This is a genomic window from Variovorax sp. CCNWLW235 (assembly GCF_037204085.1).
In the GTDB taxonomy this organism is placed as follows: domain Bacteria; phylum Pseudomonadota; class Gammaproteobacteria; order Burkholderiales; family Burkholderiaceae_C; genus Variovorax.
In genome coordinates this window covers 16587-41358 of the sequence record NZ_JBBCBW010000031.1, presented here as the reverse complement: position 1 = coordinate 41358, position 24772 = coordinate 16587, and the positions used below count along the sequence as shown (strand labels likewise).

At 64.1% G+C, this 24772-nt stretch carries 24 protein-coding genes and 1 tRNA gene; 24 read left to right on the top strand and 1 reads right to left on the bottom strand.

From position 1 onward, the window contains the following. Positions 1 to 2 precede the first annotated feature (2 nt). The 22 genes from pnp to V9L21_RS24205 all read left to right on the top strand — a co-directional run bounded on the left by pnp (position 3) and on the right by V9L21_RS24205 (position 20819). Positions 3 to 2318 (top strand): polyribonucleotide nucleotidyltransferase, encoded by a 2316-nt coding sequence (gene pnp / locus V9L21_RS24310; protein ID WP_337315354.1) that lies wholly within the window; start codon positions 3 to 5, stop codon positions 2316 to 2318. An 82-nt stretch (positions 2319 to 2400) separates the two neighbouring features. Next, a complete protein-coding gene (locus V9L21_RS24305) occupies positions 2401 to 3399 on the top strand; it encodes an NAD(P)H-quinone oxidoreductase (protein WP_337315353.1) in 999 nt (332 codons plus the stop codon). After that, positions 3393 to 4178, top strand: coding sequence for a triose-phosphate isomerase (tpiA, locus tag V9L21_RS24300; protein ID WP_337315352.1), 786 nt, complete (start codon positions 3393 to 3395; stop codon positions 4176 to 4178). Before V9L21_RS24305 ends, tpiA begins: the two co-directional genes overlap by 7 nt. Positions 4179 to 4217: 39 nt before the next feature. Next, positions 4218 to 4643 carry a preprotein translocase subunit SecG gene (gene secG / locus V9L21_RS24295; protein WP_337315351.1) on the top strand — a complete coding sequence of 142 codons (426 nt, stop codon included), beginning with the start codon at positions 4218 to 4220 and terminating at the stop codon, positions 4641 to 4643. A gap of 117 nt (positions 4644 to 4760) precedes the next feature. Further along, a tRNA-Leu gene (locus tag V9L21_RS24290) sits at positions 4761 to 4845 on the top strand. 64 nt (positions 4846 to 4909) lie between these two features. Next, positions 4910 to 5269, top strand: coding sequence for an NADH-quinone oxidoreductase subunit A (locus V9L21_RS24285; RefSeq protein ID WP_012748607.1), 360 nt, complete (start codon positions 4910 to 4912; stop codon positions 5267 to 5269). 15 nt (positions 5270 to 5284) lie between these two features. Further along, positions 5285 to 5764 carry a NuoB/complex I 20 kDa subunit family protein gene (locus tag V9L21_RS24280; RefSeq protein WP_012748606.1) on the top strand — a complete coding sequence of 160 codons (480 nt, stop codon included), beginning with the start codon at positions 5285 to 5287 and terminating at the stop codon, positions 5762 to 5764. A 13-nt stretch (positions 5765 to 5777) separates the two neighbouring features. Beyond that, positions 5778 to 6389: an NADH-quinone oxidoreductase subunit C gene (locus V9L21_RS24275; protein ID WP_258507957.1), complete on the top strand. Its 612-nt coding sequence runs from the start codon at positions 5778 to 5780 to the stop codon at positions 6387 to 6389. 1 nt (position 6390) lies between these two features. Then, positions 6391 to 7644, top strand: a complete 1254-nt coding sequence (locus V9L21_RS24270; RefSeq protein WP_157614743.1) for an NADH-quinone oxidoreductase subunit D — start codon at positions 6391 to 6393, stop codon at positions 7642 to 7644. A 10-nt stretch (positions 7645 to 7654) separates the two neighbouring features. Beyond that, a complete protein-coding gene (locus tag V9L21_RS24265) occupies positions 7655 to 8212 on the top strand; it encodes an NADH-quinone oxidoreductase subunit NuoE family protein (RefSeq protein ID WP_337315350.1) in 558 nt (185 codons plus the stop codon). Further along, a complete protein-coding gene (gene nuoF / locus V9L21_RS24260) occupies positions 8212 to 9552 on the top strand; it encodes an NADH-quinone oxidoreductase subunit NuoF (protein WP_443305526.1) in 1341 nt (446 codons plus the stop codon). The genes V9L21_RS24265 and nuoF overlap by 1 nt, the downstream gene beginning before the upstream one ends. 20 nt (positions 9553 to 9572) lie before the next feature. Continuing rightward, on the top strand, positions 9573 to 11738 hold the full coding sequence (gene nuoG, locus V9L21_RS24255; protein ID WP_337315348.1) for an NADH-quinone oxidoreductase subunit NuoG: 2166 nt from the start codon (positions 9573 to 9575) through the stop codon (positions 11736 to 11738). After that, a complete protein-coding gene (gene nuoH / locus V9L21_RS24250) occupies positions 11735 to 12811 on the top strand; it encodes an NADH-quinone oxidoreductase subunit NuoH (RefSeq protein ID WP_281146864.1) in 1077 nt (358 codons plus the stop codon). The genes nuoG and nuoH overlap by 4 nt, the downstream gene beginning before the upstream one ends. Positions 12812 to 12828: 17 nt before the next feature. Then, complete coding sequence (gene nuoI, locus V9L21_RS24245; RefSeq protein WP_055805171.1) at positions 12829 to 13350, top strand: NADH-quinone oxidoreductase subunit NuoI; 522 nt, start codon at positions 12829 to 12831, stop codon at positions 13348 to 13350. 38 nt (positions 13351 to 13388) lie between these two features. Continuing rightward, on the top strand, positions 13389 to 14057 hold the full coding sequence (locus V9L21_RS24240) for an NADH-quinone oxidoreductase subunit J (RefSeq protein ID WP_337315347.1): 669 nt from the start codon (positions 13389 to 13391) through the stop codon (positions 14055 to 14057). After that, positions 14054 to 14362 (top strand): NADH-quinone oxidoreductase subunit NuoK, encoded by a 309-nt coding sequence (gene nuoK, locus V9L21_RS24235; protein WP_012748597.1) that lies wholly within the window; start codon positions 14054 to 14056, stop codon positions 14360 to 14362. The genes V9L21_RS24240 and nuoK overlap by 4 nt, the downstream gene beginning before the upstream one ends. Positions 14363 to 14369: 7 nt before the next feature. Then, positions 14370 to 16406 carry an NADH-quinone oxidoreductase subunit L gene (nuoL, locus tag V9L21_RS24230; RefSeq protein ID WP_337315346.1) on the top strand — a complete coding sequence of 679 codons (2037 nt, stop codon included), beginning with the start codon at positions 14370 to 14372 and terminating at the stop codon, positions 16404 to 16406. 25 nt (positions 16407 to 16431) lie between these two features. Further along, complete coding sequence (locus tag V9L21_RS24225; protein WP_337315345.1) at positions 16432 to 17907, top strand: NADH-quinone oxidoreductase subunit M; 1476 nt, start codon at positions 16432 to 16434, stop codon at positions 17905 to 17907. Between the two features lie 24 nt (positions 17908 to 17931). Next, the gene (nuoN, locus tag V9L21_RS24220) at positions 17932 to 19419 is read left to right on the top strand and encodes an NADH-quinone oxidoreductase subunit NuoN (RefSeq protein ID WP_337315344.1); all 1488 of its coding nucleotides are present in this window, start codon (positions 17932 to 17934) and stop codon (positions 19417 to 19419) included. A 15-nt stretch (positions 19420 to 19434) separates the two neighbouring features. Further along, on the top strand, positions 19435 to 19740 hold the full coding sequence (locus V9L21_RS24215; protein WP_337315343.1) for a DUF2818 family protein: 306 nt from the start codon (positions 19435 to 19437) through the stop codon (positions 19738 to 19740). A gap of 1 nt (position 19741) precedes the next feature. Then, the gene (locus V9L21_RS24210; RefSeq protein WP_337315342.1) at positions 19742 to 20347 is read left to right on the top strand and encodes an NUDIX hydrolase; all 606 of its coding nucleotides are present in this window, start codon (positions 19742 to 19744) and stop codon (positions 20345 to 20347) included. Positions 20348 to 20354: 7 nt separating this feature from the next. Further along, complete coding sequence (locus V9L21_RS24205; protein ID WP_337315341.1) at positions 20355 to 20819, top strand: DUF1178 family protein; 465 nt, start codon at positions 20355 to 20357, stop codon at positions 20817 to 20819. A gap of 50 nt (positions 20820 to 20869) precedes the next feature. On the opposite strand, the gene V9L21_RS24200 is transcribed toward V9L21_RS24205, so the two are convergent. Beyond that, positions 20870 to 22654 carry an ABC transporter transmembrane domain-containing protein gene (locus V9L21_RS24200; protein WP_337315340.1) on the bottom strand — a complete coding sequence of 595 codons (1785 nt, stop codon included), beginning with the start codon at positions 22652 to 22654 and terminating at the stop codon, positions 20870 to 20872. 76 nt (positions 22655 to 22730) lie between these two features. Between V9L21_RS24200 and V9L21_RS24195 the strand changes: the two genes are divergently transcribed. Both V9L21_RS24195 and V9L21_RS24190 read left to right on the top strand, forming a co-directional pair. Then, positions 22731 to 23267, top strand: a complete 537-nt coding sequence (locus V9L21_RS24195; RefSeq protein WP_258507912.1) for a MarR family winged helix-turn-helix transcriptional regulator — start codon at positions 22731 to 22733, stop codon at positions 23265 to 23267. Next, complete coding sequence (locus V9L21_RS24190) at positions 23260 to 24753, top strand: efflux transporter outer membrane subunit (protein ID WP_337315339.1); 1494 nt, start codon at positions 23260 to 23262, stop codon at positions 24751 to 24753. The genes V9L21_RS24195 and V9L21_RS24190 overlap by 8 nt, the downstream gene beginning before the upstream one ends. Positions 24754 to 24772: the final 19 nt, after the last annotated feature.

The following is a 24772-nucleotide window of genomic DNA, read 5'->3' as shown; positions in this document are numbered from 1 at the left end:
ACATGAGCCTCTTCAACAAAGTCACCAAGTCCTTCCAATGGGGCGACAAGACTGTCGTCATGGAAACGGGTGAAATCGCCCGCCAAGCCAGCGGCGCCGTGGTGGTCGACATCGACGGAACCGTGGTCCTGGCGACCGTGGTGGCCTCCAAGTCGGCCAAGCCCGGCCAGGACTTCTTCCCGCTGACCGTCGACTACATCGAGAAGACCTACGCCGCGGGCAAGATCCCCGGCAGCTTCTTCAAGCGCGAAGCCAAGCCCAGCGAACACGAAACCCTGACCAGCCGCCTGATCGACCGTCCGATCCGCCCGCTGTTCCCTGAAGGCTTCCTGAACGAAGTGCACGTGGTCATCCACACGCTGTCGCTCAACCCTGAAGTCGACGCCGACATCGCCGCCATGATCGGCGTGAGCGCCGCGCTGTCGATTTCCGGCATTCCGTTCAGCGGCCCGATCGGCGCTGCACGCGTGGGCTACATCAACGGCCAGTACGTGCTGAATCCGGGCCAGACCGCCCGCAAGGATTCGCAGATGGACCTCGTGGTGGCTGGCACCGAAGCCGCCGTGCTGATGGTCGAATCCGAAGCACGGCAACTCAGCGAAGAAATCATGCTGGGCGGCGTGGTGTTTGGCCACGAACAAGCCAACATCGCGATCAACGCGATCCATGAACTCGTGCGCGACGCCGGCAAGCCGGTGTGGGACTGGCAGCCGCCGGCCGAAGACGAAGCCTTCGTCGCCAAGGTCAAGAGCCTGGCCGAAGAAAAGCTGCGCGCCGTCTATCAGATCCGCAGCAAGCAAGCCCGCACGCAAGCCCTGCGCGAAGCCAATGCCAGCGTGATGAACACGCTGAAGGAAAGCGGCGAACCCTTCGACGCCGGCAAGGTCAACGACCTGCTGTTCTCGATCGAATCGAAGATCGTCCGCAGCCAGATTCTGTCGGGCGAACCCCGCATCGACGGCCGCGACACGCGCACCGTGCGCCCCATCGAGATCCGTAACTCCGTGCTGCCGCGCACCCATGGCTCGGCGCTGTTCACGCGTGGCGAGACGCAGGGCCTGGTCATCACCACGCTCGGCACCGAACGCGACGCACAGCGCATCGACGCGCTGGCCGGCGAGTACGAAGACCGCTTCCTGTTCCACTACAACATGCCTCCCTTTGCCACCGGTGAAGTGGGCCGCATGGGCTCGACCAAGCGCCGCGAGATCGGCCACGGCCGCCTGGCCAAGCGCGCTCTCGTCGCCGTGCTGCCGACCAAGGAAGAGTTCCCGTACACCATTCGCGTGGTGTCGGAAATCACTGAGTCGAACGGCTCCTCGTCGATGGCTTCGGTCTGCGGCGGCTGCCTCTCGATGATGGACGCCGGCGTGCCGATGAAGGCGCACGTGGCCGGCATCGCCATGGGCCTGATCAAGGAAGACAACCGCTTTGCGGTGCTGACCGACATCCTGGGTGACGAAGATCACCTGGGCGACATGGACTTCAAGGTGGCCGGCACGACCAACGGCATCACCGCGCTGCAGATGGACATCAAGATTCAGGGCATTACCAAGGAAATCATGCAGGTCGCACTGGCTCAGGCCAAGGAAGCGCGCATGCATATCCTGGGCAAGATGCAAGAGGCGATGGGCGAAGCCAAGACCGAGGTGTCGCAGTTCGCACCGCGCCTGACCACGCTCAAGATCAACCCCGAGAAGATCCGCGACGTGATCGGCAAGGGCGGCGCGGTCATTCGCGGCCTGCAGGAAGAAACCGGCACGACGATCAACATCGACGAAGACGGCACCATCACCATCGCCTCGACCGATCCGGAAAAGGCCGAGCTGGCCAAGAAGCGCATCGAGCAGATCACCGCTGAAGTCGAAATCGGCAAGGTCTACGAAGGCCCGGTCACCAAGATCCTGGACTTCGGCGCCCTCATCAACCTGCTGCCCGGCAAGGACGGCCTGCTGCACATCAGCCAGATCGCGCACGAGCGCGTCGAGAAGGTGACCGACTATCTGAGCGAAGGCCAGATCGTCAAGGTCAAGGTTCTCGAGACCGACGAAAAGGGCCGCGTCAAGCTGTCCATGAAGGCTCTGAGCGAGCGTCCGGCCGGCATGGAATTCCAGGAGCGTGCACCGCGTGAAGATCGTGGCGACCGCGGTGATCGCGGCGGCGAACGTCGTGAGCGTTCGGACCGCGGCGATCGTGGTGGTGACCGCGGCGGTGATCGCGCTCCTCGTTTCAACAACGAGCAGCAGCAGCCGCGCAACGAGCAGCAGCAGGCGCCCGCCGGCGAGCAGCCGTACGCACCGCGCGAATCGCAAGAGTAAGAGGGGCGCAACGGCAGCGTTGCCGTTGCCCACTTTTTAATTGCTAACCACGCCCGGACACGGGCGTTGCAGGCCAAAGACCATGAAAGCCATTGAAATCACTTCGTACGGCGCCCCTGAGGTGCTGCGCGCCGTGGAGCGTCCCGATCCGGTGGCCGGCGTGGGCGAATTGCTGATCCGCGTTGCAGCGAGCGGCGTGAACCGTCCGGACGTGTTGCAGCGCAAGGGCCACTACCCGGTGCCGCCGGGCGCTTCCGACCTGCCGGGCCTCGAAGTGGCCGGTGAGATCGTGTCGGGCGATGCTGCGGCCCTGGCCGAAGCCGGCTTCAAGATCGGCGACCGCGTCTGCGCGCTGATCGCCGGTGGCGGCTATGCCGAGCTGTGCGTGGCGCCTGTGGCGCAATGCCTTCCGGCGCCCAAGGGCTGGAGCGACATCGAGGCGGCTTCGCTGCCCGAGACCTTCTTCACCGTCTGGAGCAACGTGTTCGAACGGGGCGGCCTGCAGAAGGGTGAAACCCTGCTGATCCAGGGCGGCTCGAGCGGCATCGGCGTGACCGCGATCCAGATCGCCAAGGCGCTGGGTGCCACCGTGATCGTCACGGCAGGCAGCGACGACAAGTGCGAAGCCTGCAAGAAGCTGGGCGCGGACCACGCCATCAACTACCGCACGAGCGACTTCGCCGAAGAGGCGAAGAAGCTCACCGGCGGCAAGGGCGTGGACGTGATCCTCGACATGGTTGCGGGCGACTACGTGGCGCGCGAGATCGAATGCATGGCCGAAGACGGCCGGCTGGTGATCATTGCGGTGCAGGGCGGCGTCAAGAGCGACTTCAATGCGGGCCTGGTGCTGCGCAAGCGGCTGGTGATCACCGGCTCGACGCTGCGTCCGCGGCCCGTGGCGTTCAAGGGCGCCATTGCCAAGGCGCTGCGCGAGAAGGTCTGGCCGCTGCTCGAAAGCGGTGCGGTCAAGCCCGTGATCTACAGCACCTTTGCGGCGGGCGGCGAACCCAGTGGTGCGGCGCAGGCACATGCGCTGATGGAATCCAACCAGCACATCGGCAAGATCGTGCTGACATGGTGACGGGCAACAACACGATGACAACCAAGAAGAAGCTGATCGCCGGCAACTGGAAGATGAACGGCAGCCTGGCTGCCAACGAGACGCTGGTGAAGGCCTTGCTGCAGGGCTTGGCCGCTTCGCCGGCCAGTTGCGATGTCGCGCTTTGCGCGCCGGCTCCGTATTTCGCGCAGCTGCAATCGCTGCTGGCGGATTCGAAGGCCATTGCACTTGGTGCGCAGGACATTTCGGCGCACCCGCAAGGTGCGTTCACCGGCGAGCAATCGGCGGCCATGCTGAAGGAATTCGGCGTGCGCTATGCCATCGTCGGCCATTCGGAGCGTCGCCAGTACCACGGCGAAACCGATGAAGCGGTGGCGGCCAAGACGGCGGCTGCGCTCGCGAACGGCATCACGCCGATCGTCTGCGTGGGCGAAACTCTGGCCGAGCGCGAAGCCGGGCATACCGAAGAAGTCGTCAAGCGCCAGCTGGCCGCGGTGATCCATGTCAATGGCCACTGCATCAGCGAAATCGTCGTGGCCTATGAGCCCGTCTGGGCCATTGGCACCGGCAAGACGGCCACGCCCGAGCAGGCACAGGCGGTGCACGCCGTGCTGCGTGCGCAACTGCACCATGCCGCCAGCGAACACGCGGCCGGCATCTGCATTCTTTACGGCGGCAGCATGAACGCGGCCAACGCCGCCCAGTTGCTGGCGCAGCCCGACATCGACGGCGGCCTCATCGGCGGCGCTTCGCTCAAGGCAGCAGACTTTTTGCAGATCATTTCCGCTGCCGCTCGCTGAACGCGAGGGGCGGCTGACATCAACTAGGAGTAAGAACGAATGAATGTGGTCCTCAATCTCTTGGTCGGCGTGCAGATGCTGTCGGCCCTTGCAATGATCGGGCTGATCCTGATCCAGCACGGCAAGGGCGCCGACATGGGCGCGGCCTTCGGCAGCGGCAGTGCCGGCAGCCTGTTCGGCGCGAGCGGCAGCGCGAATTTCCTTTCGCGCACCACGGCAGTGCTGGCGGCGGTGTTCTTTGCATGCACGTTGCTGCTGGCCTACTTCAGCCACGCACGGCCAGCCGGCGGCGGCAGCCTGCTGGAGCGCGCAGCCGTCGGTACACCCGCTGCGCCTGCTTCCGCTCCCGCAGGGCAAATTCCCGGTCAGATTCCTTCGGGTACCTCGGGCGCTGCGCCGGCCAATGCGCCTGCCTCGGCTCCTGCCGCGCCTGTTTCGGGCCCGGGCCAGATCCCGAACAAATAATCAAGTTGTTTTCATGGAGTCGCCAGTGAGAAACGGCTCCATTTCAGGGTAAACTCTAAAGCTGTTCGGAAAGCCAAACACCTTTCCAGGTACCTCATGCCATCCGAACAAAAAACCGCGGTCGTGGTGAAATTGGTAGACACGCTATCTTGAGGGGGTAGTGGCGAAAGCTGTGCGAGTTCGAGTCTCGCCGACCGCACCAAATCTCACCGGCAGAAAACTCATCCAGAGCGTTTCTGCCGGTGGCAAGCGGTGAAAATCTCCCGATGAACCTCGATTCCTATCTCCCCGTCCTCTTGTTTATTTTGGTCGGTGTCGGTGTAGGTGTCGCACCGCAAGTCATCGGCTACATCCTGGGTCCCAATCGGCCCGACGCAGCGAAGAACGCTCCCTACGAGTGTGGCTTCGAGGCCTTCGAGGATGCGCGCATGAAATTCGACGTGCGCTATTACCTCGTCGCCATTCTCTTCATCCTGTTCGATCTCGAGATTGCCTTTCTCTTTCCGTGGGCCATTGCGCTCAAGGAAATCGGCGCCGTCGGCTTCTGGGCCATGATGATCTTTCTCGCCATCCTCGTCGTGGGCTTTGCCTACGAGTGGAAAAAAGGCGCGCTCGACTGGGAATGACAAGGAATCATCAAAATGGCCATTGAAGGCGTCATGAAGGAAGGCTTCGTCACCACCACCTACGACTCGGTGGTGAACTGGGCGAAGACCGGATCACTCTGGCCGATGACTTTCGGTCTGGCTTGCTGTGCCGTCGAAATGATGCACGCAGGCGCGGCCCGCTACGACATCGACCGTTTCGGCATGCTGTTTCGGCCCAGCCCTCGTCAGTCCGATCTGATGATCGTGGCCGGCACGCTGTGCAACAAGATGGCGCCCGCTCTGCGCAAGGTCTACGACCAGATGCCCGAGCCGCGCTGGGTTCTTTCCATGGGCTCCTGTGCCAATGGCGGCGGCTACTACCACTACAGCTATTCGGTGGTGCGCGGCTGCGACCGCATCGTGCCGGTGGACGTCTATGTGCCGGGTTGCCCGCCCACCGCCGAGGCCTTGCTCTACGGTGTGATCCAGCTGCAGCAGAAGATTCGCCGCACCAACACCATTGCCCGCGCCTGAGAGATTGCCGACGATGACCGACTTTGCAATATCGCCGGAGGTGCTGCGCGCCACCATCGCCGAGACCCTCGGCGCCAAGGCCAAGAGCGTGACGATCGCGCTGGGCGAGGTGACCGTGGTCGTCGGTGCTGCCGACTACATCGAAGCCGCCACGCTGCTGCGCGATGCGCCCGGCTGCCGCTTCGAGCAGCTGATCGACCTCTGCGGCATGGACTATTCCGACTACCGCGAAGGCGAGTGGCAGGGCGAGCGCTATTGCGTCGTCACGCACCTGCTTTCGGTGAGCCTCAACCAGCGCGTTCGCCTCAAGGTGTTTGCGCCGAACGAAGACCTGCCCGTGGTCGATTCGCTCCAGCCTGTGTGGAATGCCGCCACGTGGTTCGAACGCGAAGCCTTCGATCTCTACGGCATCGTGTTCGAAGGGCATGACGACCTGCGCCGCATTCTTACGGACTACGGTTTCATCGGCCATCCGTTCCGCAAGGACTTCCCGGTGTCGGGGCACGTTGAAATGCGCTACGACGAAGAGCAGAAGCGCGTCATCTACCAGCCGGTCTCCATCGAGCCGCGGGAAATCACGCCGCGCGTGATTCGCGAAGACAACTACGGCAGCGGTTTGCACTGATATGGCCGAAATCAAGAACTACACACTCAACTTCGGTCCCCAGCATCCTGCAGCGCACGGCGTGCTGCGCCTGGTGCTCGAGCTCGACGGCGAAGTGATCCAGCGCGCCGATCCGCACATCGGCCTGTTGCACCGCGCGACCGAAAAGCTCGCCGAATCGCGCACCTTCATCCAGTCGCTGCCTTACATGGACCGCCTCGACTACGTGTCGATGATGTCCAACGAGCACGCCTACTGCCTGGCCATCGAGCGGATGATGGGCCTCGAAGTGCCGATCCGCGCGCAGTACATCCGCGTGATGTTCGCCGAGATCACCCGCTTGCTGAACCACCTGCTGTGGCTCGGCGCGCACGGTCTCGACTGCGGCGCGATGAACATGCTCATCTATTGCTTCCGCGAGCGTGAAGACCTGTTCGACATGTACGAAGCCGTGTCGGGCGCGCGCATGCATGCGGCGTACTTCCGTCCGGGCGGCGTGTACCGCGACCTGCCCGACGCAATGCCGCAGTACAAGGTCAGCAAGATCAAGAATGCGAAGGCCATCGAGAAGCTCAACGAGAACCGCCAGGGCTCGCTGCTCGACTTCATCGACGACTTCTGCAAGCGCTTCCCGAAGATGGTCGACGAGTACGAAACGCTGCTCACCGACAACCGCATCTGGAAGCAGCGCACCGTGGGCATCGGCGTGGTCACGCCGGAGCGCGCGCTGAACCTCGGCTTCACCGGCCCCATGCTGCGTGGCTCGGGCGTCGAATGGGACCTGCGCAAGAAGCAGCCCTACGACGTCTACGACCAGATGCAGTTCGACGTGCCGGTCGGCAAGACGGGCGACTGCTACGACCGCTATCTTGTGCGCGTGGAAGAAATGCGCCAGGCCAACCGGATCATTCAGCAGTGCTCGGCATGGCTGCGCGCCAACCCCGGCCCCGTCATCACCGACAACCACAAGGTCGCCGCGCCCGCGCGCGAATCGATGAAGGCGAACATGGAGGAGCTGATCCACCATTTCAAGCTCTTCACCGAAGGCTTCCACGTGCCCGAAGGCGAGGCTTATGCCGCCGTCGAGCACCCGAAGGGCGAGTTCGGCATCTATCTGGTGAGCGACGGCGCCAACAAGCCGTACCGCCTGAAGATCCGCGCCCCCGGTTTCCCGCACCTCGCCGCCCTCGACGAAATGTCGCGCGGCCACATGATCGCCGACGCTGTCGCGGTGATCGGCACGATGGACATCGTGTTCGGCGAAATCGACAGGTGAGAAAGAGCGAATGACGACTTCCTCGACCCACCATGACACGGCGCCTACGGCGCCTTCTGCTCCTCTGAGGCCCGCGATTCTCGAGCGCTTTGCGCGCGAGGTCGCCAAGTACCCTGAAGCGGGCAAGCAATCGGCCGTGATGGCCTGCCTGGCCATCGTGCAGCAGGACGAAGGCTACGTGAGCATGCAGCGCGAGCGCGAGATCGCCGATTACCTCGGCATGGCGCCCATCGCCGTGCACGAGGTCACGACCTTCTACAACATGTACAACCAGCATCCGGTGGGCAAGTTCAAGCTCAACGTGTGCACCAACCTGCCATGCCAGCTGCGTGACGGCGTCACGGCGCTCGTTCACCTCGAGAAGAAGCTCGGCATCAAGATGGGCGAGACCACGGCCGACGGCCTGTTCACGCTGCAGCAGAGCGAATGCCTGGGCGCCTGCGCCGATTCGCCCGTGATGCTGGTCAACGACCGCACCATGTGCAGCTTCATGAGCAACGAGAAGCTCGACCAGCTCATCGACGGGCTGCGCTCGTCCACTGGAACCGCCAAAGGGGAGGCCGCATGATGTCGCCCGAACAAGTGCTCCAGCAGTTCCAGGCTACGGGCGTCCAGACCTGCTTCCATGACCGCCACATCGAGCCGCAGATCTATGCCGGCCTCGACGGCACCAACTGGCGCCTGGCCGACTATGAAGCGCGCGGTGGCTACCAGGCGCTGCGCAAGATCCTCACCGAGGGCCTCACGCCCGACCAGGTGATTGCCGAAGTCAAGGCCTCGGGTCTGCGTGGCCGCGGCGGCGCGGGCTTTCCCACCGGGCTGAAGTGGAGCTTCATGCCCCGCCAGTTTCCGGGCCAGAAGTACCTCGTCTGCAACTCCGACGAAGGCGAGCCGGGTACGTGCAAGGACCGCGACATCCTGCAGTTCAACCCGCACATCGTGATCGAAGGCATGGCCATCGCCGCGTATGCGATGGGTATCAGCGTGGGCTACAACTACATCCACGGCGAAATCTTCCAGAGCTACGACCGCTTCGAGGAAGCGCTCGAAGAAGCGCGCGCTGCCGGCTATCTCGGCGACGGCATCATGGGCAGCACGTACAACTTCCAGTTGCACGCCGCCCACGGCTTCGGCGCCTACATCTGCGGCGAAGAAACCGCGCTGCTCGAATCACTCGAAGGCAAGAAGGGCCAGCCGCGCTTCAAGCCGCCGTTCCCGGCCAGCTTCGGCCTGTATGGCAAGCCGACCACCATCAACAACACCGAGACCTTCGCGGCGGTGCCCTGGATCATCCGCAACGGCGGCCCGGCCTACCTCGAGTGCGGCAAGCCGAACAACGGCGGCACCAAGATCTATTCGGTGAGCGGCGACGTCGAGCTGCCGGGCAACTACGAAGTGCCCATGGGCACGCCGTTCTCCAAGCTGCTTGAACTGGCTGGCGGCGTTCGCAAGGGCCGCACGCTCAAGGCCGTGATTCCCGGTGGATCGTCGTCGCCGGTGCTGCCGGCTTCGATCATGATGGAATGCACGATGGACTACGACTCCATCGCCAAGGCCGGCTCCATGCTGGGTTCGGGGGCTGTCATCGTCATGGACGACAGCCGCTCGATGGTCGAGTCGCTTCGGCGCCTCTCGTATTTCTACATGCACGAATCCTGCGGCCAGTGCACGCCTTGCCGCGAAGGCACGGGCTGGCTGTACCGCGTGGTGGACCGTATCCACAACGGACAGGGCAGGGCGTCGGACATGGACCTGCTCAACTCCGTGGCAGACAACATCCAAGGTCGCACGATCTGCGCGCTCGGCGACGCGGCGGCCATGCCGGTGCGCGCCATGATCAAGCACTACCGTCACGAGTTCGAAGCCTTGATTCCGGGCTACGTCCCGAAGGCACCGGTCCAAGCCTGAGCGCGAGAAGAAACATACTCATGATCGAAATCGAACTCGACGGCAAGAAGGTCGAAGTGACCGAAGGCAGCATGGTGATGCATGCGGCCGACAAGGCGGGCACTTACATCCCGCACTTCTGCTATCACAAGAAGCTCAGCATTGCGGCCAACTGCCGCATGTGTCTGGTCGACGTAGAAAAGGCGCCCAAGCCGATGCCGGCCTGCGCCACGCCCGTCACGCAGGGCATGATCGTTCGCACCAAGAGCGAGAAGGCCATCAAGGCGCAGCAGTCGGTCATGGAGTTCCTCCTGATCAACCACCCGCTGGATTGCCCCATCTGCGACCAGGGCGGCGAGTGCCAGCTGCAAGACCTGGCTGTGGGCTACGGTGGTTCTTCTTCGCGCTACGAAGAAGAAAAGCGCGTCGTCTTCCACAAGGACGTCGGCCCGCTGATCAGCATGGAAGAAATGAGCCGCTGCATCCATTGCACGCGCTGCGTCCGCTTCGGCCAGGAAGTGGCCGGCGTGATGGAGCTCGGCATGACCCAGCGCGGCGAGCACTCCGAAATCGAAACCTTCCTCGGTGACTCGGTCGACTCCGAACTGTCGGGCAACATGATCGACATCTGCCCGGTCGGCGCGCTCACGAGCAAGCCGTTCCGCTACAGCGCCCGCACCTGGGAGCTGTCGCGCCGCAAGTCGGTGAGCCCGCACGATTCCACCGGTGCCAACCTGATCGTCCAGGTCAAGAACAACCGCGTGATGCGCGTGGTGCCGCTCGAGAACGAAGACGTCAACGAATGCTGGATTGCCGACCGCGACCGCTTTTCGTACGAAGGCCTCAACGGTCCCGAACGCCTCACGCAGCCCATGCTCAAGCAGGGCGGCCAATGGCAGCAGGTCGACTGGCAGACCGCGCTCGAGTACGTGGCCAACGGCCTGAAGCAGATCAAGGCAGACCACGGCGCGCAGAGCATCGGCACGCTGGTCAGTCCGCACAGCACGCTCGAAGAACTGCAGCTTGCCGCCATGCTCACGCGTGAACTCGGCAGCGACAACATCGACTACCGCCTGCGCAATGCCGAATTCACGGCGTTCGAAGGCGTGCGCTGGCTCGGCACCTCGATCGCATCGCTCACGCAGCTGCAGCGCGCATTCGTGATCGGCTCGAACCTGCGCAAGGACCACCCGCTGTTCGCGCAGCGCATCCGCCAGGCCGTGCGCAAGGGCGCCGCGCTGTCGGTGCTGACCTCGTCCAACCTGATGGCCGACCGCGAAGCATGGGCCATGAGCGTGGCGCAGGCTTCGATCGTCGATGCTGGCCAGTGGGTCGAAGTGCTCGCCGGCATTGCCGCCGCCGTGGGCCAGACCACCGGCCAGGCCGCGCCGCTCGCACCGGCAAACGCACCCGACGCCGCGGCACAAGCCATTGCGGCCTCGCTGCTGAGCGGCGAGCGCAAGGCCATCCTGCTCGGCAATGCCGCTGCCCACCACGCGCAAGCCAGCAGCCTGCTGGCCCTCGCGAACTGGATCGGCGCGCAGACCGGCGCCACCGTCGGCTACCTGACCGAAGCCGCCAACACCGTGGGCGCACAGCTCGTCGGCGCGTTCCCGAAGAACGGCGGCCTCGACGCCGGCCGCATGCTCGCCGCCGGCTCTGGCCTCAAGGCCGTGCTGCTGCTCAACACCGAACCGGTGTTCGACTCGGCCGCGGGCGCCGCAGCCGCCGACGTCATCGGCAATGCACAGATGGTCGTCACGCTGAGCCCCTTCAAGGCCAACCTCGAGTTCAGCGACGTGCTGCTGCCCATCGCGCCGTTCACCGAAACGCCCGGTACCTTCGTCAATGCCGAAGGCCGTGTGCAAAGCTTCCATGCCGTCGTCAAGCCGCAAGGCGAGACGCGCCCGGCCTGGAAGGTGCTGCGCGTGCTGGCCAACCTGCTCGGCCTGCCCGGCTTTGCTTTCGAATCGACCGCTGAAGTGCTCCGCACCATTGGCGACAACGGCGCCGTGCCCGCGGATGCGCTCGGCAACGCCACTGCCGCGAAGGCTGTGGCTGCCAGCGGCGCGGTTTCCGCACCCGTGGTGGCGAGCATCTATCAGCTCGACTCCATCGTGCGCCGCGCACCGTCGCTGCAACTCACCGCCGACGCGCGCAATGCAATGGCGGCAGTACCGGCCCGTGCCGAGGAGGCATTGGCATGATCGACGCAGTGCACGCTTTCGGCCAGGGGCTGATCAACGCCGGCTGGTGGACGTCCGCAGGCTGGCCCGTGATCTGGACGCTGATCAAGATCATCGTGGTCGTGCTTCCGCTGATGGGCGCCGTGGCCTACCTCACGCTGTGGGAACGCAAGGCGATCGGCTTCACGCAGATCCGCGTGGGCCCGAACCGCATCGGCCCGCTGGGCCTGCTGCAGCCCATTGCCGACGCGCTCAAGCTGATGACCAAGGAAATCATCCTTCCGACTGTCGCCAACAAGGGCCTGTTCCTGCTCGGCCCGATCATGACCATCATGCCGGCGCTCGTCGCATGGGCCGTGATTCCGTTCGGCCCCGAAATGGCGCTGGCGAACATCAATGCCGGCCTGCTGTTTGTCATGGCCATCACCTCGCTCGAGGTCTACGGCGTGATCATTGCGGGCTGGGCTTCGAACTCGAAGTACGCCTTCCTGGGTGCGCTGCGCGCCTCGGCGCAAATGGTGAGCTACGAAATCGCGATGGGCTTCTGCTTCGTCGTGGTGCTGATGGTTTCGGGCAGCCTGAACATGAGCGAAATCGTGAATGTGCAGGGCAAGGGTACCTTCGCCGAAATGGGCGTCGGCTTCCTGTCGTGGAACTGGCTGCCGCTGCTGCCGATCTTCGTCGTCTACTTCATCTCGGGCCTGGCTGAAACCAACCGCCACCCCTTCGACGTGGTCGAAGGCGAGTCCGAAATCGTCGCGGGCCACATGATCGAGTACTCGGGCATGAGCTTTGCCATGTTCTTCCTGGCCGAGTACGCCAACATGTGGCTGGTCTCGATCCTGTGCGTGGTGCTGTTCCTCGGTGGATGGCTGCCGCCGTTCGAGTTCCTGAGCTTCATTCCCGGCTGGATCTGGCTTGGTGCCAAGACCTTCTGTGTGGTCACCATGTTCCTGTGGGTTCGCTCGACGTTCCCGCGCTTCCGCTATGACCAGATCATGCGTCTGGGCTGGAAGATCTTCATTCCGGTCACGCTCGTGTGGCTGGTCGTGGTCGGCGCCTGGATGCAGACCCCGTTCAATATCTGGAAATAACTGGAAGCGCCAACATCATGTCTGCTGCGCATACCGCAACAACGTCCGCTCCGTTCTCGCTCAAGGACTTCCTGGGCAGCTTCATGCTGTTCGAACTGTTCAAGGGCCTGGCCATCACCGGCAAGTACGCTTTCGCCCGCAAGATCACGGTGCAGTTCCCGGAAGAGAAAACGCCGCTGTCGCCGCGTTTTCGGGGCCTGCATGCGCTGCGCCGCTACGAAAACGGCGAAGAGCGCTGCATTGCCTGCAAGCTTTGCGAGGCCGTGTGCCCCGCACTGGCCATCACCATCGAATCCGATGTGCGCGACGACGGCTCGCGCCGCACCACGCGCTACGACATCGACCTGACCAAGTGCATCTTCTGCGGCTTCTGCGAAGAAAGCTGCCCCGTCGATTCGATTGTCGAGACCCACATCTTCGAATACCACGGCGAAAAACGCGGCGACCTGTACTTCACCAAGGACATGCTCCTGGCCGTGGGCGACCGCTACGAAAAAGAAATTGCAGCGAACAAGGCGGCCGACGCCAAGTACCGCTGATCCCGGCCAGCCCGAACCCCGTACCAATTCGAATTCCAATGGACGTCAAGACCGGTCTGTTCTATCTGTTTGCCGCGGTGCTGCTGTTCGCGGCCTTCCGCGTCATCACCGCCCGCAATCCCGTGTACGCGGCGCTGTACCTGGTGCTCGCCTTCTTCCAGGCGTCCGCTATCTGGCTGCTGCTGCGCGCCGAGTTCCTGGCGATCTCGCTCGTGCTCGTCTACGTGGGCGCGGTGATGGTGCTGTTCCTGTTCGTCGTGATGATGCTGGACATCAACGTGGACGGCTTGCGGCAGGGGTTCTGGAAGCACTTTCCGCTGGCCGCCGGCGTGGGTGCGCTCATTGCGCTTGAAATGGCTGCCGTGCTGATGGGCGGCTTCCGCCTGGCAGAGCCGCCGCGCGCCGGGGCTGCCGCTGCAGCCAACAGCTCGAACACGCTCGAGCTCGGCAAGCTGCTGTACTCCGAGTACCTGTACCCGCTCGAAATTGCGGCTGTCATTTTGCTCGTGGCCATTGTGGCGGCCATTGCCCTCACGCTGCGTACCCGCAAGGACAGCAAGTACGTCAACCCGTCCGACCAGGTGCGCGTGAAGGCGCGCGACCGCGTGCGCATCGTGCAGATGCCGGTCACGCGCGCCGCCGAGCCGGTGGTCGAAGCACCCGCCGATGCAGGCGCAGCAGCGACGGCAAAGGAAAACAAGGCATGACGCTCACGCTCGGACACTTTCTTTCGCTCGGCGCAATGCTTTTTGCGCTGTCGGTGATCGGCATTTTCCTGAACCGCAAGAACCTCATCGTGCTGCTGATGGCGATCGAGTTGATGCTGCTTGCGGTGAACATGAACTTCGTGGCGTTCTCGTACTACCTGGGCGACATGCACGGCCAGATCTTCGTGTTCTTCATCCTGACGGTGGCTGCGGCCGAGTCGGCAATCGGTCTCGCGCTGCTGGTCTTGTTGTTCCGCAACAAATCCAACATCAACGTAGACGAACTCAACTCGCTCAAGGGTTGAAAGCAGTATGAGCGCAACCCTTTCCGCATCCACCCTGCTGGCCGTGCCGCTGGCGCCCCTGGTCGGCGCCGCCGTTGCCGGCCTGTTCGGCACGAAGTTCGGCGGCAACCACATCGGCCGCAAAGTCACGCATTCGCTGACCATCCTCGGCGTGCTGGTCGCCTTCATCATCTCGGCCATGACGCTGAAGTCGGTCGTCGTCGACGGCGCCCGCTTCAACGCGACCATCTACGAATGGATGGTGGTCGGCGGCCTGAAGATGGAAGTCGGCTTCCTGGTCGACGGCCTCACGGCCATGATGATGTGCGTGGTGACCTTCGTCTCGCTGATGGTGCACATCTACACCATCGGCTACATGGAAGAAGACGAAGGCTACAACCGCTTCTTCGCGTACATCTCGCTGTTCACCTTCTCGATGCTGATGCTCGTCATGAGCAACAACATGCTCCAGCTGTTCTTCGGCTGGGAAGCGGTGGGCCTGGTGTCGTACCTGCTGATCGGCTTCTGGTTCAACAAGCCCACGGCCATCTTCGCCAACATGAAGGCCTTCCTGGTCAACCGTGTGGGCGACTTCGGCTTCATCCTCGGCATCGGCCTGATTGCAGCCTATGCCGGTACGCTGAACTACGGCGAAGCCTTCGCCAAGGCCAACACGCTGGCCGGCATCACCTTCCCCGGCACCGAGTGGATGCTGGTGACCGTGATCTGCATCTGCCTGTTCATCGGCGCCATGGGCAAGAGCGCGCAGTTCCCGCTGCACGTGTGGCTGCCCGACTCGATGGAAGGTCCGACGCCCATCTCCGCGCTGATTCACGCGGCAACGATGGTGACCGCCGGCATCTTCATGGTGGCGCGCATGTCGCCGCTGTTCGAGCTCAGCGATACGGCCCTCTCGTTCATCCTGGTGATCGGTGCCATCACGGCGCTGTTCATGGGTTTCCTGGGCATCATCCAGAACGACATCAAGCGCGTGGTCGCGTACTCGACGCTCTCGCAGCTCGGCTACATGACGGTGGCGCTCGGCGCGTCGGCCTATTCGGTCGCGGTGTTCCACCTCATGACGCACGCCTTTTTCAAGGCACTGCTGTTCCTGGGCGCGGGCTCGGTGATCATCGGCATGCACCACAACCAGGACATCCGTTGGATGGGCGGCGTGCGCAAGTACATGCCCATCACCTGGATCACCTCGCTGCTGGGGTCGCTCGCGCTGATCGGCACGCCGTTCTTCTCGGGCTTCTACTCGAAGGACAGCATCATCGAGGCGGTGCACGAAAGCCACCTGTGGGGTGCGCAGTTTGCCTACTACGCGGTGCTGGCCGGCGTGTTCGTGACGGCGTTCTACTCGTTCCGGATGTACTTCCTGGTGTTCCACGGCAAGGAGCGCTACGACCAGAACCCTGACGCGCACCATGACGACCATGCCGCGCATGGCGACGACCACGGCCATGGCCATCACGACCACAAGCCGCACGAGTCGCCGATGGTGGTGTGGCTGCCGCTGGTGCTGCTGGCCATTCCGTCCGTGGTGATCGGCTTCATGACGATCCAGCCGATGCTCTTCGGCGAGTTCTTCAAGGACGCGATCTTCGTGGACGCCGCCAAGCACCATGCCATGAAGGAGCTCGGCGAAGCGTTCCACGGCCCGGTCGCCATGGCGATCCACGGCTTGCAGACGGCGCCGTTCTGGCTGGCGCTGGCGGGCGTGGTTGTTTCGTACCTCATGTACATGCAGTTCCCCGCGGTGCCGACTGCGATCAAGCGTGCCTTCGGTCCGGTCTACCGCCTGCTCGACAACAAGTACTACCTCGACTGGATCAACGAGAACATCGTCGCCCGCGGCGCGCGTGCCCTTGGCACCGGCCTGTGGAAGGGCGGCGACCAGGCGCTGATCGATGGCGCCGTGGTCAACGGTTCGTGGAAGCTCGTCGGCCGCATCTCCGGTGTGGTGCGGTGGCTGCAGTCGGGCTACATCTATCACTACGCCTTCGCGATGCTGCTCGGCATCTTCATCCTGATGACGTACTTCGTCTGGTTCAAACGCTGAGCCCGAACGCTGGAGAAAAAGAAAAATGGGTTTGTTGAGCCTTGCCATCTGGGTGCCGATCGCATTCGGTACCGCGCTGCTGGCGTTTGGGCGTGACGAGAACGCCAGGGGCGTGCGCTGGGTCGCACTGGTCGGCGCGATCGTCAGCTTCCTGGTCACCGTGCCGCTTTACACCGGCTTCCAGAACGGCACTGCCGCGATGCAGTTCGTCGAGAAAGCCAGTTGGATTGCGCGCTTCAACGTCAACTACCACCTCGGTGTCGACGGCCTGTCACTCTGGCTGGTGCTGCTGACCTCGTTCATCACCGTGGTGGTCGTGATCTCGGCCTGGGAAGTGATTACCGAGCGCGTCAACCAGTACATGGGCGCGTTCCTGATTCTCTCGGGCTTCATGATCGGCGTGTTCGCCGCGCTCGACGGCGTGCTGTTCTACGTGTTCTTCGAAGCCACGCTGATCCCGATGTACCTGATCATCGGCATCTGGGGCGGCCCGAACAAAATCTACGCGGCGTTCAAGTTCTTCATCTACACCTTGCTCGGCTCGCTGCTGATGCTGGTGGCGCTGATCTACCTGTACAACAAGTCGGGCGGCAGCTTCGACATCCTTACCTGGCACAAGCTGCCGCTGGGCTCGACCGCGCAGACCTTCCTGTTCTTCGCGTTCTTCGCCGCCTTTGCCGTCAAGGTGCCGATGTGGCCGGTCCACACCTGGTTGCCCGACGTGCACGTCGAGGCGCCGACCGGCGGCTCGGCCGTGCTGGCGGCCATCATGCTGAAGCTCGGCGCCTACGGCTTCCTGCGCTTCTCGATGCCGATCGCTCCCGACGCCTCGCACGAATGGGCCTGGCTCATGATCGCGCTGTCGCTCATCGCGGTGATCTACGTCGGCCTGGTGGCGATGGTGCAGGAAGACATGAAGAAGCTCGTCGCTTATTCATCCGTCGCGCACATGGGCTTCGTGACGCTCGGCTTCTTCATCTTCAACGAGTTGGGCGTGTCAGGCGGCATCGTGCAGATGATTGCGCACGGCTTCGTCTCGGGCGCCATGTTCCTGGGGATCGGCGTGCTCTACGACCGCGTGCACTCGCGCCAGATTGCCGACTACGGCGGCGTGGTGAACACCATGCCCAAGTTCGCCGCGTTCGCGCTGCTGTTCGCCATGGCCAATTGCGGCCTGCCGGGCACCGCCGGTTTCGTGGGCGAGTGGATGGTCATCCTGGGCGCGGTCAAGTACAACTTCTGGATCGGCCTCGGGTCTGCAACGGCACTGATCTTCGGTGCGGCCTATACCCTCTGGATGTACAAGCGCGTGTACCTTGGCCCGGTCGGCAACGACCACGTCAAGGAGCTCACCGACATCAACGCCCGCGAGTTCCTGATGCTCTCGCTGCTGGCCATTGCCGTGCTGTGGATGGGCATCTATCCGAAGCCGTTCACCGATGTGATGGATGTTTCCGTGACGGAGCTCCTGCGCCACGTGGCAACGTCCAAACTGCCCTGATTCCACGCTGAAGAAGAGAACGAGATGATTGACAAACTCAGCTGGGTCGCGATCTACCCCGAAATCGTGCTGCTGGTCATGGCCTGCATCATTGCGCTGGTCGACCTGTCGACCACCAGCCCCCGCCGCACGCGCACCTACATCCTGACGCTGCTCACGCTGGCCGTGGTGGCCGTGCTGACCGGCATGGCCGCAAACGACGGCAAGACGATCTACGGCTTTGGCGGCATGGTCGTGAGCGACCCCATGGGCAACTGGCTCAAGTGCTTTGCCACGGTCGCGCTGATGGTCACGCTGGTCTACGGTCGTCCGTACGCGGCAGACCGCGAAATGCTGCGCGGCGGCGAACTGTTCACCATCAGCATGTTCGCGCTGCTGGGCATGTTCGTGATGATCTCGGGCAGCAACTTCCTCCTGATCTACCTGGGTCTCGAGTTGCTTACCTTGTCCAGCTACGCCCTGGTGGCGCTGCGCCGCGACAACGCGGTAGCCAGCGAGGCGGCCATGAAGTACTTCGTGCTCGGCGCCATGGCCAGCGGCTTTTTGCTCTACGGCCTCTCGATGCTGTACGGCGCCACCGGCTCGCTCGACGTGAACGAAGTGTTCAAGATCATCGCCAGCGGCAAGGTGAACCATCAGGTGCTGGTGTTCGGCCTGGTGTTCATCGTGGCGGGCCTGGCCTTCAAGGTGGGGGCGGCGCCTTTCCACATGTGGGTGCCCGACGTGTACCAGGGCGCTCCGACGGCAGTCACGCTGCTGATTGGCGCGGCGCCCGAGCTGGCTGCGTTCGCCATCATCATCCGCCTGCTGGTGGAAGGTTTGCTGCCGCTGGCTATCGACTGGCAGCAGATGCTGGCCCTGCTGGCTATTGCCTCGCTGCTGGTGGGCAACCTGGCCGCCATTGCGCAGACCAACCTCAAGCGTATGCTGGCCTACTCGACCATTGCGCAAATGGGCTTCATGTTGCTCGGCCTGGTGGCGGGCGTGGTCAACGGCAACACCTACAACGCGCAGTTCGCATACAGCGCGTCGATGTTCTACATCGTGACCTACGTGCTGACCACGCTGGCCAGCTTCGGCATCATTCTGCTGCTGGCGCGCGAAGGCTTCGAAAGCGAAGAGATCACCGATCTGGCCGGCCTGAACCAGCGCAGCCCGCTGTATGCCGGCGTCATGGCCATTGCGATGTTCTCGCTCGCAGGCCTGCCTCCGCTGGTCGGGTTCTACGCCAAGCTTGCGGTGCTCCAGGCGCTGATCGCGTCGGGCCAGGCGATCTACATCGGTCTTGCGGTGTTCGCGGTGATCATGTCGCTGATCGGCGCCTTCTACTACCTGCGCGTGGTCAAGGTCATGTACTTCGATGCACCCGTTACCGCCAGCACCGTGTCTGCGCCGCGCGACGTGCGTGCCGTGCTCTCGGTCAATGGCTTGCTGATTCTCGTGCTGGGCATCGTTCCCGGCGGCCTCATGACGCTGTGCGCCGAGGCGATCGTGGCCACGCTGGCCAACTGATCGCGGTTGCCCACGGTGTCGCAAACCGCGTCGGTCTGGGTCGTTCTGCTGGTGGCGCTGGTGGCGGCCAACCTGCCGTTCCTCAATGAACGGTTGTTCGGTGTCGTATCGCTGGCCACGCAACCCAAGCCGCTCGCGGTGCGGCTCGCCGAATTGGTGGTGCTGTATTTCTTGGCTGGCGGCGTCGGCTTTCTGTTCGAGAGCCGGGCAGGGCAGATCGCTCCTCAGGGCTGGGAGTTCTATGCCGTGACCGGTGCTCTCTTCATCGTGCTGGCCTTTCCCGGTTTCACTTGGCGCTACCTGATGAAACATAGGCACTGACATGACCGATCCCGCCATCGATTCGCACCTGAAGGAAGAACGCACGGCCAGCGAGGTTCTGCTCAAGGGCAATTTCCTCCAGGTCTGCCGCGACACCGTGCGGCTGCCCGACGGGCACAGCGCCACGCGCGAATACGTGATTCATCCGGGCGCGGTGGTGGTGGTTCCTCTGCTGGACGATGGCCGTGTGGTGCTGGAGCGGCAATACCGCTATCCGGTCGGACATGTGATGGTCGAGTTTCCGGCCGGCAAGCTCGATGCGGGCGAGGATCCGCTGGTTTGCGGCCAGCGCGAACTGCTCGAGGAAACCGGCTACACCGCGCGCGAATGGGCCTATGCCGGCGCCATGCACCTGGCGGTGGCGTACTCCACCGAAATCATCCACATCTATTTTGCGCGCGGCCTCTCGCTCGGCACGCGCCAGCTCGACCACGGCGAATTCCTCGACGTGTTCACGGCCACGCCGCAAGAAGTGGCCGACTGGTGCCGCGAAGGCAAGATCACCGACGCGAAGTCGCTCACTTGCACGCTGTGGCTGCAGAACGTCCTTTCGGGCGCATGGGCACTCGATTGGCAGGGTACCGCTTCGCAAGGCGGCGCGGGATAATCCGCGCATGAAGGTTCTCGATCTCCGCTGCTCGCACGGCCACGGCTTCGAAGGCTGGTTTGCGTCCAACGAAGCTTTTGAAAGTCAACTTGCCGACGGCCTGGTCGAATGCCCGGTCTGCGCCGACACGCGCATCGTCAAACTGTTGAGCGCACCGCGCCTCAACCTGGGCAATGCCAAGGCGCCCGCCGAGGCCGCCGCATCGCCGGCACCAGCAGCATCGTCAGCCCAGGTGCCCGCCGAATCGTCTCCTGAAGCGCGCTGGATGCGCGCAGTGCGAGAAGTTCTTGCAAAGACCGAAGACGTCGGCAACCGCTTTGCCGACGAGGCGCGCAAGATGCATTACGGCGAAACCGAAGAGCGCGGTATTCGCGGCCAGGCGACCCGCGAACAGACCGAAGCGCTGCTCGACGAGGGCATTCCCGTCATGCCGCTGCCGATTCCCGCGGCGCTCAAGGAAACGCTGCAATAGGCTGCGTTTCTGCTGCGTTTCTGCTGCGGACTTGCCGCAGCGACAACAGGTCAAGCAGTGAACTGAAGCGCAGCCAGGCGGGCATACACCCCACCTTGCGCCACCAGCGTGGCATGCGTTCCCTGTTCCACGATACCGCCATGGTCGAGCACGATGATGCGGTCGGCCTTTTGCACCGTGGCGAGCCGGTGCGCAATGACCAGCGTGGTGCGGCCTTCCATGGCCGACTCGAGCGCGGCCTGCACCATGCGCTCGCTCTCCGCATCGAGCGCACTCGTGGCTTCGTCGAGCAGCAGCAGCGGCGGGTTCTTGAGAATGGCGCGCGCAATCGCGATGCGCTGTCGCTGTCCGCCCGACAGGCGCACCCCGCGTTCGCCCAGGAAAGTGTCGTACCCCTCGGGCAGCGCTTGCAGAAAGTCGTGCGCAAAAGCTGCGCGGGCAGCCGCATGCACCTCGTCGGCCGTCGCGTCCGGACGGCCATAGCGAATGTTCTCGAACGCACTGGCCGAGAAGATCACCGCGTCTTGCGGCACCAGGCCAATACGGGTGCGCAGGTCCGGCAATGCCAGTGAAGCGAGCGGCGCGCCATCGAGCAGCAGCCGGCCCGACTGCGGATCGTAGTAGCGCAGCAGCAGCTGGAACACCGTGCTCTTGCCAGCGCCGCTCGAACCCACCAGCGCCACCGTTTCGCCGGGAGCAATGTCCAGGCTGAAATCTTTCAGGGCCGGAGTGCCGGGCCTGGAGGGGTAGTGAAAAGTGACCGCCTCGAACTTGACTGCGCTACCCGCCACGGGAACAGGCGCAGCCGCCGGGTTGGCCGGCGAAACGATGGCCGCCGGCGCGTGCAGCAGTTCCATCAGGCGCTCGGTGGCACCCGCTGCCCGCAGCAGATCGCCGTAGACCTCGCCGAGCACGGCTGTCGCGCTTGCAAGAATGGCCACGTAGACGACTGTCTGGCCGAGATGGCCGGCAGTGATGTCGCCGCGCAGCACGGCTTGCGTGCCTTGGTACAGGCCCCAGAGCAGTGCCGCCGAGGTGGCGATGATGATGAAGGCCACCAGCACCGAGCGCGCCTTGGTGCGCCGCACGGCGGTTCTGAATGCGTTTTCGGTCGACGCATTGAAGCGGTCGGCTTCGCGTGCTTCGGCCGTGTAGCTTTGCACCACCGGAATCGCGTTGAGCACCTCGGCCGCGATGGCGCTCGAATCGGCCACGCGGTCTTGGCTGGCGCGCGAGAGCTTGCGCACGCGTCGGCCAAACCACATGCTCGGCAGCACCACCAGAACCAGGATGCCCAGCACCTGCACCATCACATAAGGGTTGGTCCAGATCAGCACCGCCAGCGCGCCCACGCCCATGACGGCGTTGCGCAGCCCCATGCTCAGGGAGGAGCCGACCACCGTCTGTACCAGCGTGGTGTCGGCCGTCAGGCGCGACAGCACTTCGCCGGTCTGCGTGGTCTCGAAGAAGGCCGGGCTCTGCCGCAGCACGTGGCCGTACACCGCGTTGCGCAGATCCGCTGTCACACGCTCGCCGAGCCAGCTCACCGTATAGAAGCGCGCCGCCGAGAAAAGACCCAGCGCCACGGCCACGGCGAAGAGGGCGCCGAAATGCTCGCGCAGCGCCATGGTCTGCGCACCCTTGTCGGAGCTGATCAGCCCGCCGTCGATCAGGCTTCGCAGCGCCAGCGGAAACACCAGCGTCGTGACGGCAGCCATCACCAGAAAAATGCCCGCCAGGACGATCTGCACGCGGTAGGGCCGAAGAAAAGGGCTCAGGCCCGACAGTGATCGGGGCGAGCCCTTGGCCGGTGAGGACAGGGGGGAAGAAGCCATGGCGCGGATTCTACCGACCCTTGCCTTCACAAAGGCAGCCTTGACAATAATTGCCGAGGCAACTAATATTCAGGGCATGAGCGATACAGACACCCCGCAAGTCCCGCCGGCTTCTGGCGGCGCCGAGCGCCGGCCCGCCGACTTCTATCGCGCCGAGACCTACCAGGCCGAAGAAAGCATCGGCTATCTCATGCGCCGCATCCTGAGTGCGGTGGCGCAGGCGGTCGAAACCCGCATGTGCGAGCCCGGCAGCCCGACCTTTCCGCAATGGCTGCCGCTGTACAAGCTGCACATCGGTGCCGCCACCACGGTGGCTGAACTTGCCCGCGCCTGCGAGCTCGATACCGGCGCCATGACGCGCCTGCTCGACCGACTCGAGGCCAAGGGCCTGTGCCGCCGCGTGCGGTCGCTCGAAGACCGCCGCGTGGTCAACATCGAACTCACCGAAGAAGGCCGCGCCGCCGCCAAGGAAGTGCCGTACGTGCTCAGCCGCGTGCAGAACGAACACCTGGCGGGTTTCACCAAAGAGGAATGGGAGCAGCTCAAGGGCTATCTGCGCCGCATCCTCGACAACGCGCAGGCCCTTGCAGCCCGTGGAGAAAAAAATGACTGATTCTTTCGCCGCCCGCGTCCTGCGGCGCACCCCCGTCATGGCCGCCGCACTGCTGGTGGTTGCACTGGCCGGCTGTGCCGACATGGCCGGCATCGGTTCGCATGCCAAGCTGCGCGATGCGTCTTCGCTCGGCATTGCCGCCGACACCAGCGCCGCAGTTGTGCCCAGTGTCGACGGCCAATGGTGGCGAGCATTCGGCGACGCGCAACTCAACACGCTGGTCGACCAGGCCGTGGCCGGCAATCCGAACCTCCAGGTGGCACGTGCGCGCCTGGCGCGGGCGCAGGCCTCCGCGGACATCGCCGAGTCGGCGCTGAAGCCCAAGGTGAACGGCGAGCTCGACCTGAACCGCCAGAAGTTCAACAGCAACTACATCTATCCCGCACCGCTCGGCGGCTCGACCCAGAACATCGGCCTGCTGCAGCTCGGCGCCAGCTGGGAGCTCGACTTCTTCGGCAAGAACCGCACCGCGCTCGAGGCCGCCATTGGCGCCGCCAATGCAGCCGCAGCCGACGCCGATGCCGCCCGCGTGCTGCTGGCCAGCAACGTGGCGCGCAGCTACTTCCAATGGGCTCGCCTGAACGAACAGCTCGGCGTGGCCCAGCGCACGCTGGCCCAACGCGATGAAACGCTCAAGCTGGTGCGAGACCGCGTGTCCGCCGGCCTCGACACTCGCCTCGAGCTGCGCCAGAGCGAGGGCGGGCTGCCCGAGGCACGCCAGCAGATCGAAGCGCTCCAGGAGCAGATTGCGCTGCAGCAGCACGCGCTCGATGCACTCGTGGGCCAGCCCAACGTGTCCGCATCGCTCAAGGCGCCGATGCTCGAGGCCGTCAAGCCGATTGCGATGCAAGCCAACATTCCGGCCGACCTGCTCGGCCGCCGCGCCGACATCGCGGCAGCGCGCTGGCGCGTCGAGGCCGCCACCAGCGACGTGGCCAATGCAAGGACGCAGTTCTACCCCAACGTGAACCTCACGGCCTTCGCCGGCTTCCAGAGCCTGGGTTTCGGCAAGCTGCTCAAGTCGGGCAGCGAGCAGTGGGGCGTGGGCCCCGCCATCCATCTGCCGATCTTCGAAGGCGGCCAGTTGCGCGCCAACCTGCGTGGCAAGGCCGCCGATCTCGATGCGGCCATCGAAAGCTACAACGCCACCGTCATCGATGCGGTACGCGACGCGGCCGACCAGGTGTCGAGCGCGCAGTCGATCGCACGCCAGCAGGCCGAACAGCGCGACGCGCAGACCGCGGCCGAAGGCGCCTACGACATTGCCGTGCAGCGCTACCGCGCGGGCCTTGGCAACTACCTCAACGTGCTGACCGCGGAAACCGCCGTGCTCGCACAACGCCGCCTGGCCGTGGACCTTGCCGCGCGCGCCCTCGACACGCAGGTGGGCCTGGTGCGCGCCCTCGGCGGCGGCTGGCAAGCGCCAGCCACGGCCACGGCCACGGCCACGGCCAATGCGCCGGCCTTATCGGCCGCGCTGAACTGAACCGACTTTTCTCGTCTTC

Excerpts from the sequence above, each read along its gene's own strand:
- V9L21_RS24285 (WP_012748607.1), top strand. The coding sequence starts at position 4,910 with ATGAACCTCGATTCCTATCTCCCCGTCCTCTTGTTTATTTTGGTCGGT.
- nuoH (WP_281146864.1), top strand. The coding sequence starts at position 11,735 with ATGATCGACGCAGTGCACGCTTTCGGCCAGGGGCTGATCAACGCCGGC.
- nuoF (WP_443305526.1), top strand. The coding sequence starts at position 8,212 with ATGTCGCCCGAACAAGTGCTCCAGCAGTTCCAGGCTACGGGCGTCCAG.
- nuoK (WP_012748597.1), top strand. The coding sequence starts at position 14,054 with ATGACGCTCACGCTCGGACACTTTCTTTCGCTCGGCGCAATGCTTTTT.
- V9L21_RS24240 (WP_337315347.1), top strand. The coding sequence starts at position 13,389 with ATGGACGTCAAGACCGGTCTGTTCTATCTGTTTGCCGCGGTGCTGCTG.
- nuoG (WP_337315348.1), top strand. The coding sequence starts at position 9,573 with ATGATCGAAATCGAACTCGACGGCAAGAAGGTCGAAGTGACCGAAGGC.
- pnp (WP_337315354.1), top strand. The coding sequence starts at position 3 with ATGAGCCTCTTCAACAAAGTCACCAAGTCCTTCCAATGGGGCGACAAG.
- V9L21_RS24200 (WP_337315340.1), bottom strand. The coding sequence starts at position 22,654 with ATGGCTTCTTCCCCCCTGTCCTCACCGGCCAAGGGCTCGCCCCGATCA.
- V9L21_RS24305 (WP_337315353.1), top strand. The coding sequence starts at position 2,401 with ATGAAAGCCATTGAAATCACTTCGTACGGCGCCCCTGAGGTGCTGCGC.
- nuoN (WP_337315344.1), top strand. The coding sequence starts at position 17,932 with ATGATTGACAAACTCAGCTGGGTCGCGATCTACCCCGAAATCGTGCTG.
- tpiA (WP_337315352.1), top strand. The coding sequence starts at position 3,393 with ATGGTGACGGGCAACAACACGATGACAACCAAGAAGAAGCTGATCGCC.
- V9L21_RS24195 (WP_258507912.1), top strand. The coding sequence starts at position 22,731 with ATGAGCGATACAGACACCCCGCAAGTCCCGCCGGCTTCTGGCGGCGCC.
- V9L21_RS24210 (WP_337315342.1), top strand. The coding sequence starts at position 19,742 with ATGACCGATCCCGCCATCGATTCGCACCTGAAGGAAGAACGCACGGCC.
- V9L21_RS24265 (WP_337315350.1), top strand. The coding sequence starts at position 7,655 with ATGACGACTTCCTCGACCCACCATGACACGGCGCCTACGGCGCCTTCT.
- V9L21_RS24190 (WP_337315339.1), top strand. The coding sequence starts at position 23,260 with ATGACTGATTCTTTCGCCGCCCGCGTCCTGCGGCGCACCCCCGTCATG.
- V9L21_RS24225 (WP_337315345.1), top strand. The coding sequence starts at position 16,432 with ATGGGTTTGTTGAGCCTTGCCATCTGGGTGCCGATCGCATTCGGTACC.
- V9L21_RS24270 (WP_157614743.1), top strand. The coding sequence starts at position 6,391 with ATGGCCGAAATCAAGAACTACACACTCAACTTCGGTCCCCAGCATCCT.
- nuoI (WP_055805171.1), top strand. The coding sequence starts at position 12,829 with ATGTCTGCTGCGCATACCGCAACAACGTCCGCTCCGTTCTCGCTCAAG.
- V9L21_RS24275 (WP_258507957.1), top strand. The coding sequence starts at position 5,778 with ATGACCGACTTTGCAATATCGCCGGAGGTGCTGCGCGCCACCATCGCC.
- nuoL (WP_337315346.1), top strand. The coding sequence starts at position 14,370 with ATGAGCGCAACCCTTTCCGCATCCACCCTGCTGGCCGTGCCGCTGGCG.
- V9L21_RS24205 (WP_337315341.1), top strand. The coding sequence starts at position 20,355 with ATGAAGGTTCTCGATCTCCGCTGCTCGCACGGCCACGGCTTCGAAGGC.
- secG (WP_337315351.1), top strand. The coding sequence starts at position 4,218 with ATGAATGTGGTCCTCAATCTCTTGGTCGGCGTGCAGATGCTGTCGGCC.
- V9L21_RS24280 (WP_012748606.1), top strand. The coding sequence starts at position 5,285 with ATGGCCATTGAAGGCGTCATGAAGGAAGGCTTCGTCACCACCACCTAC.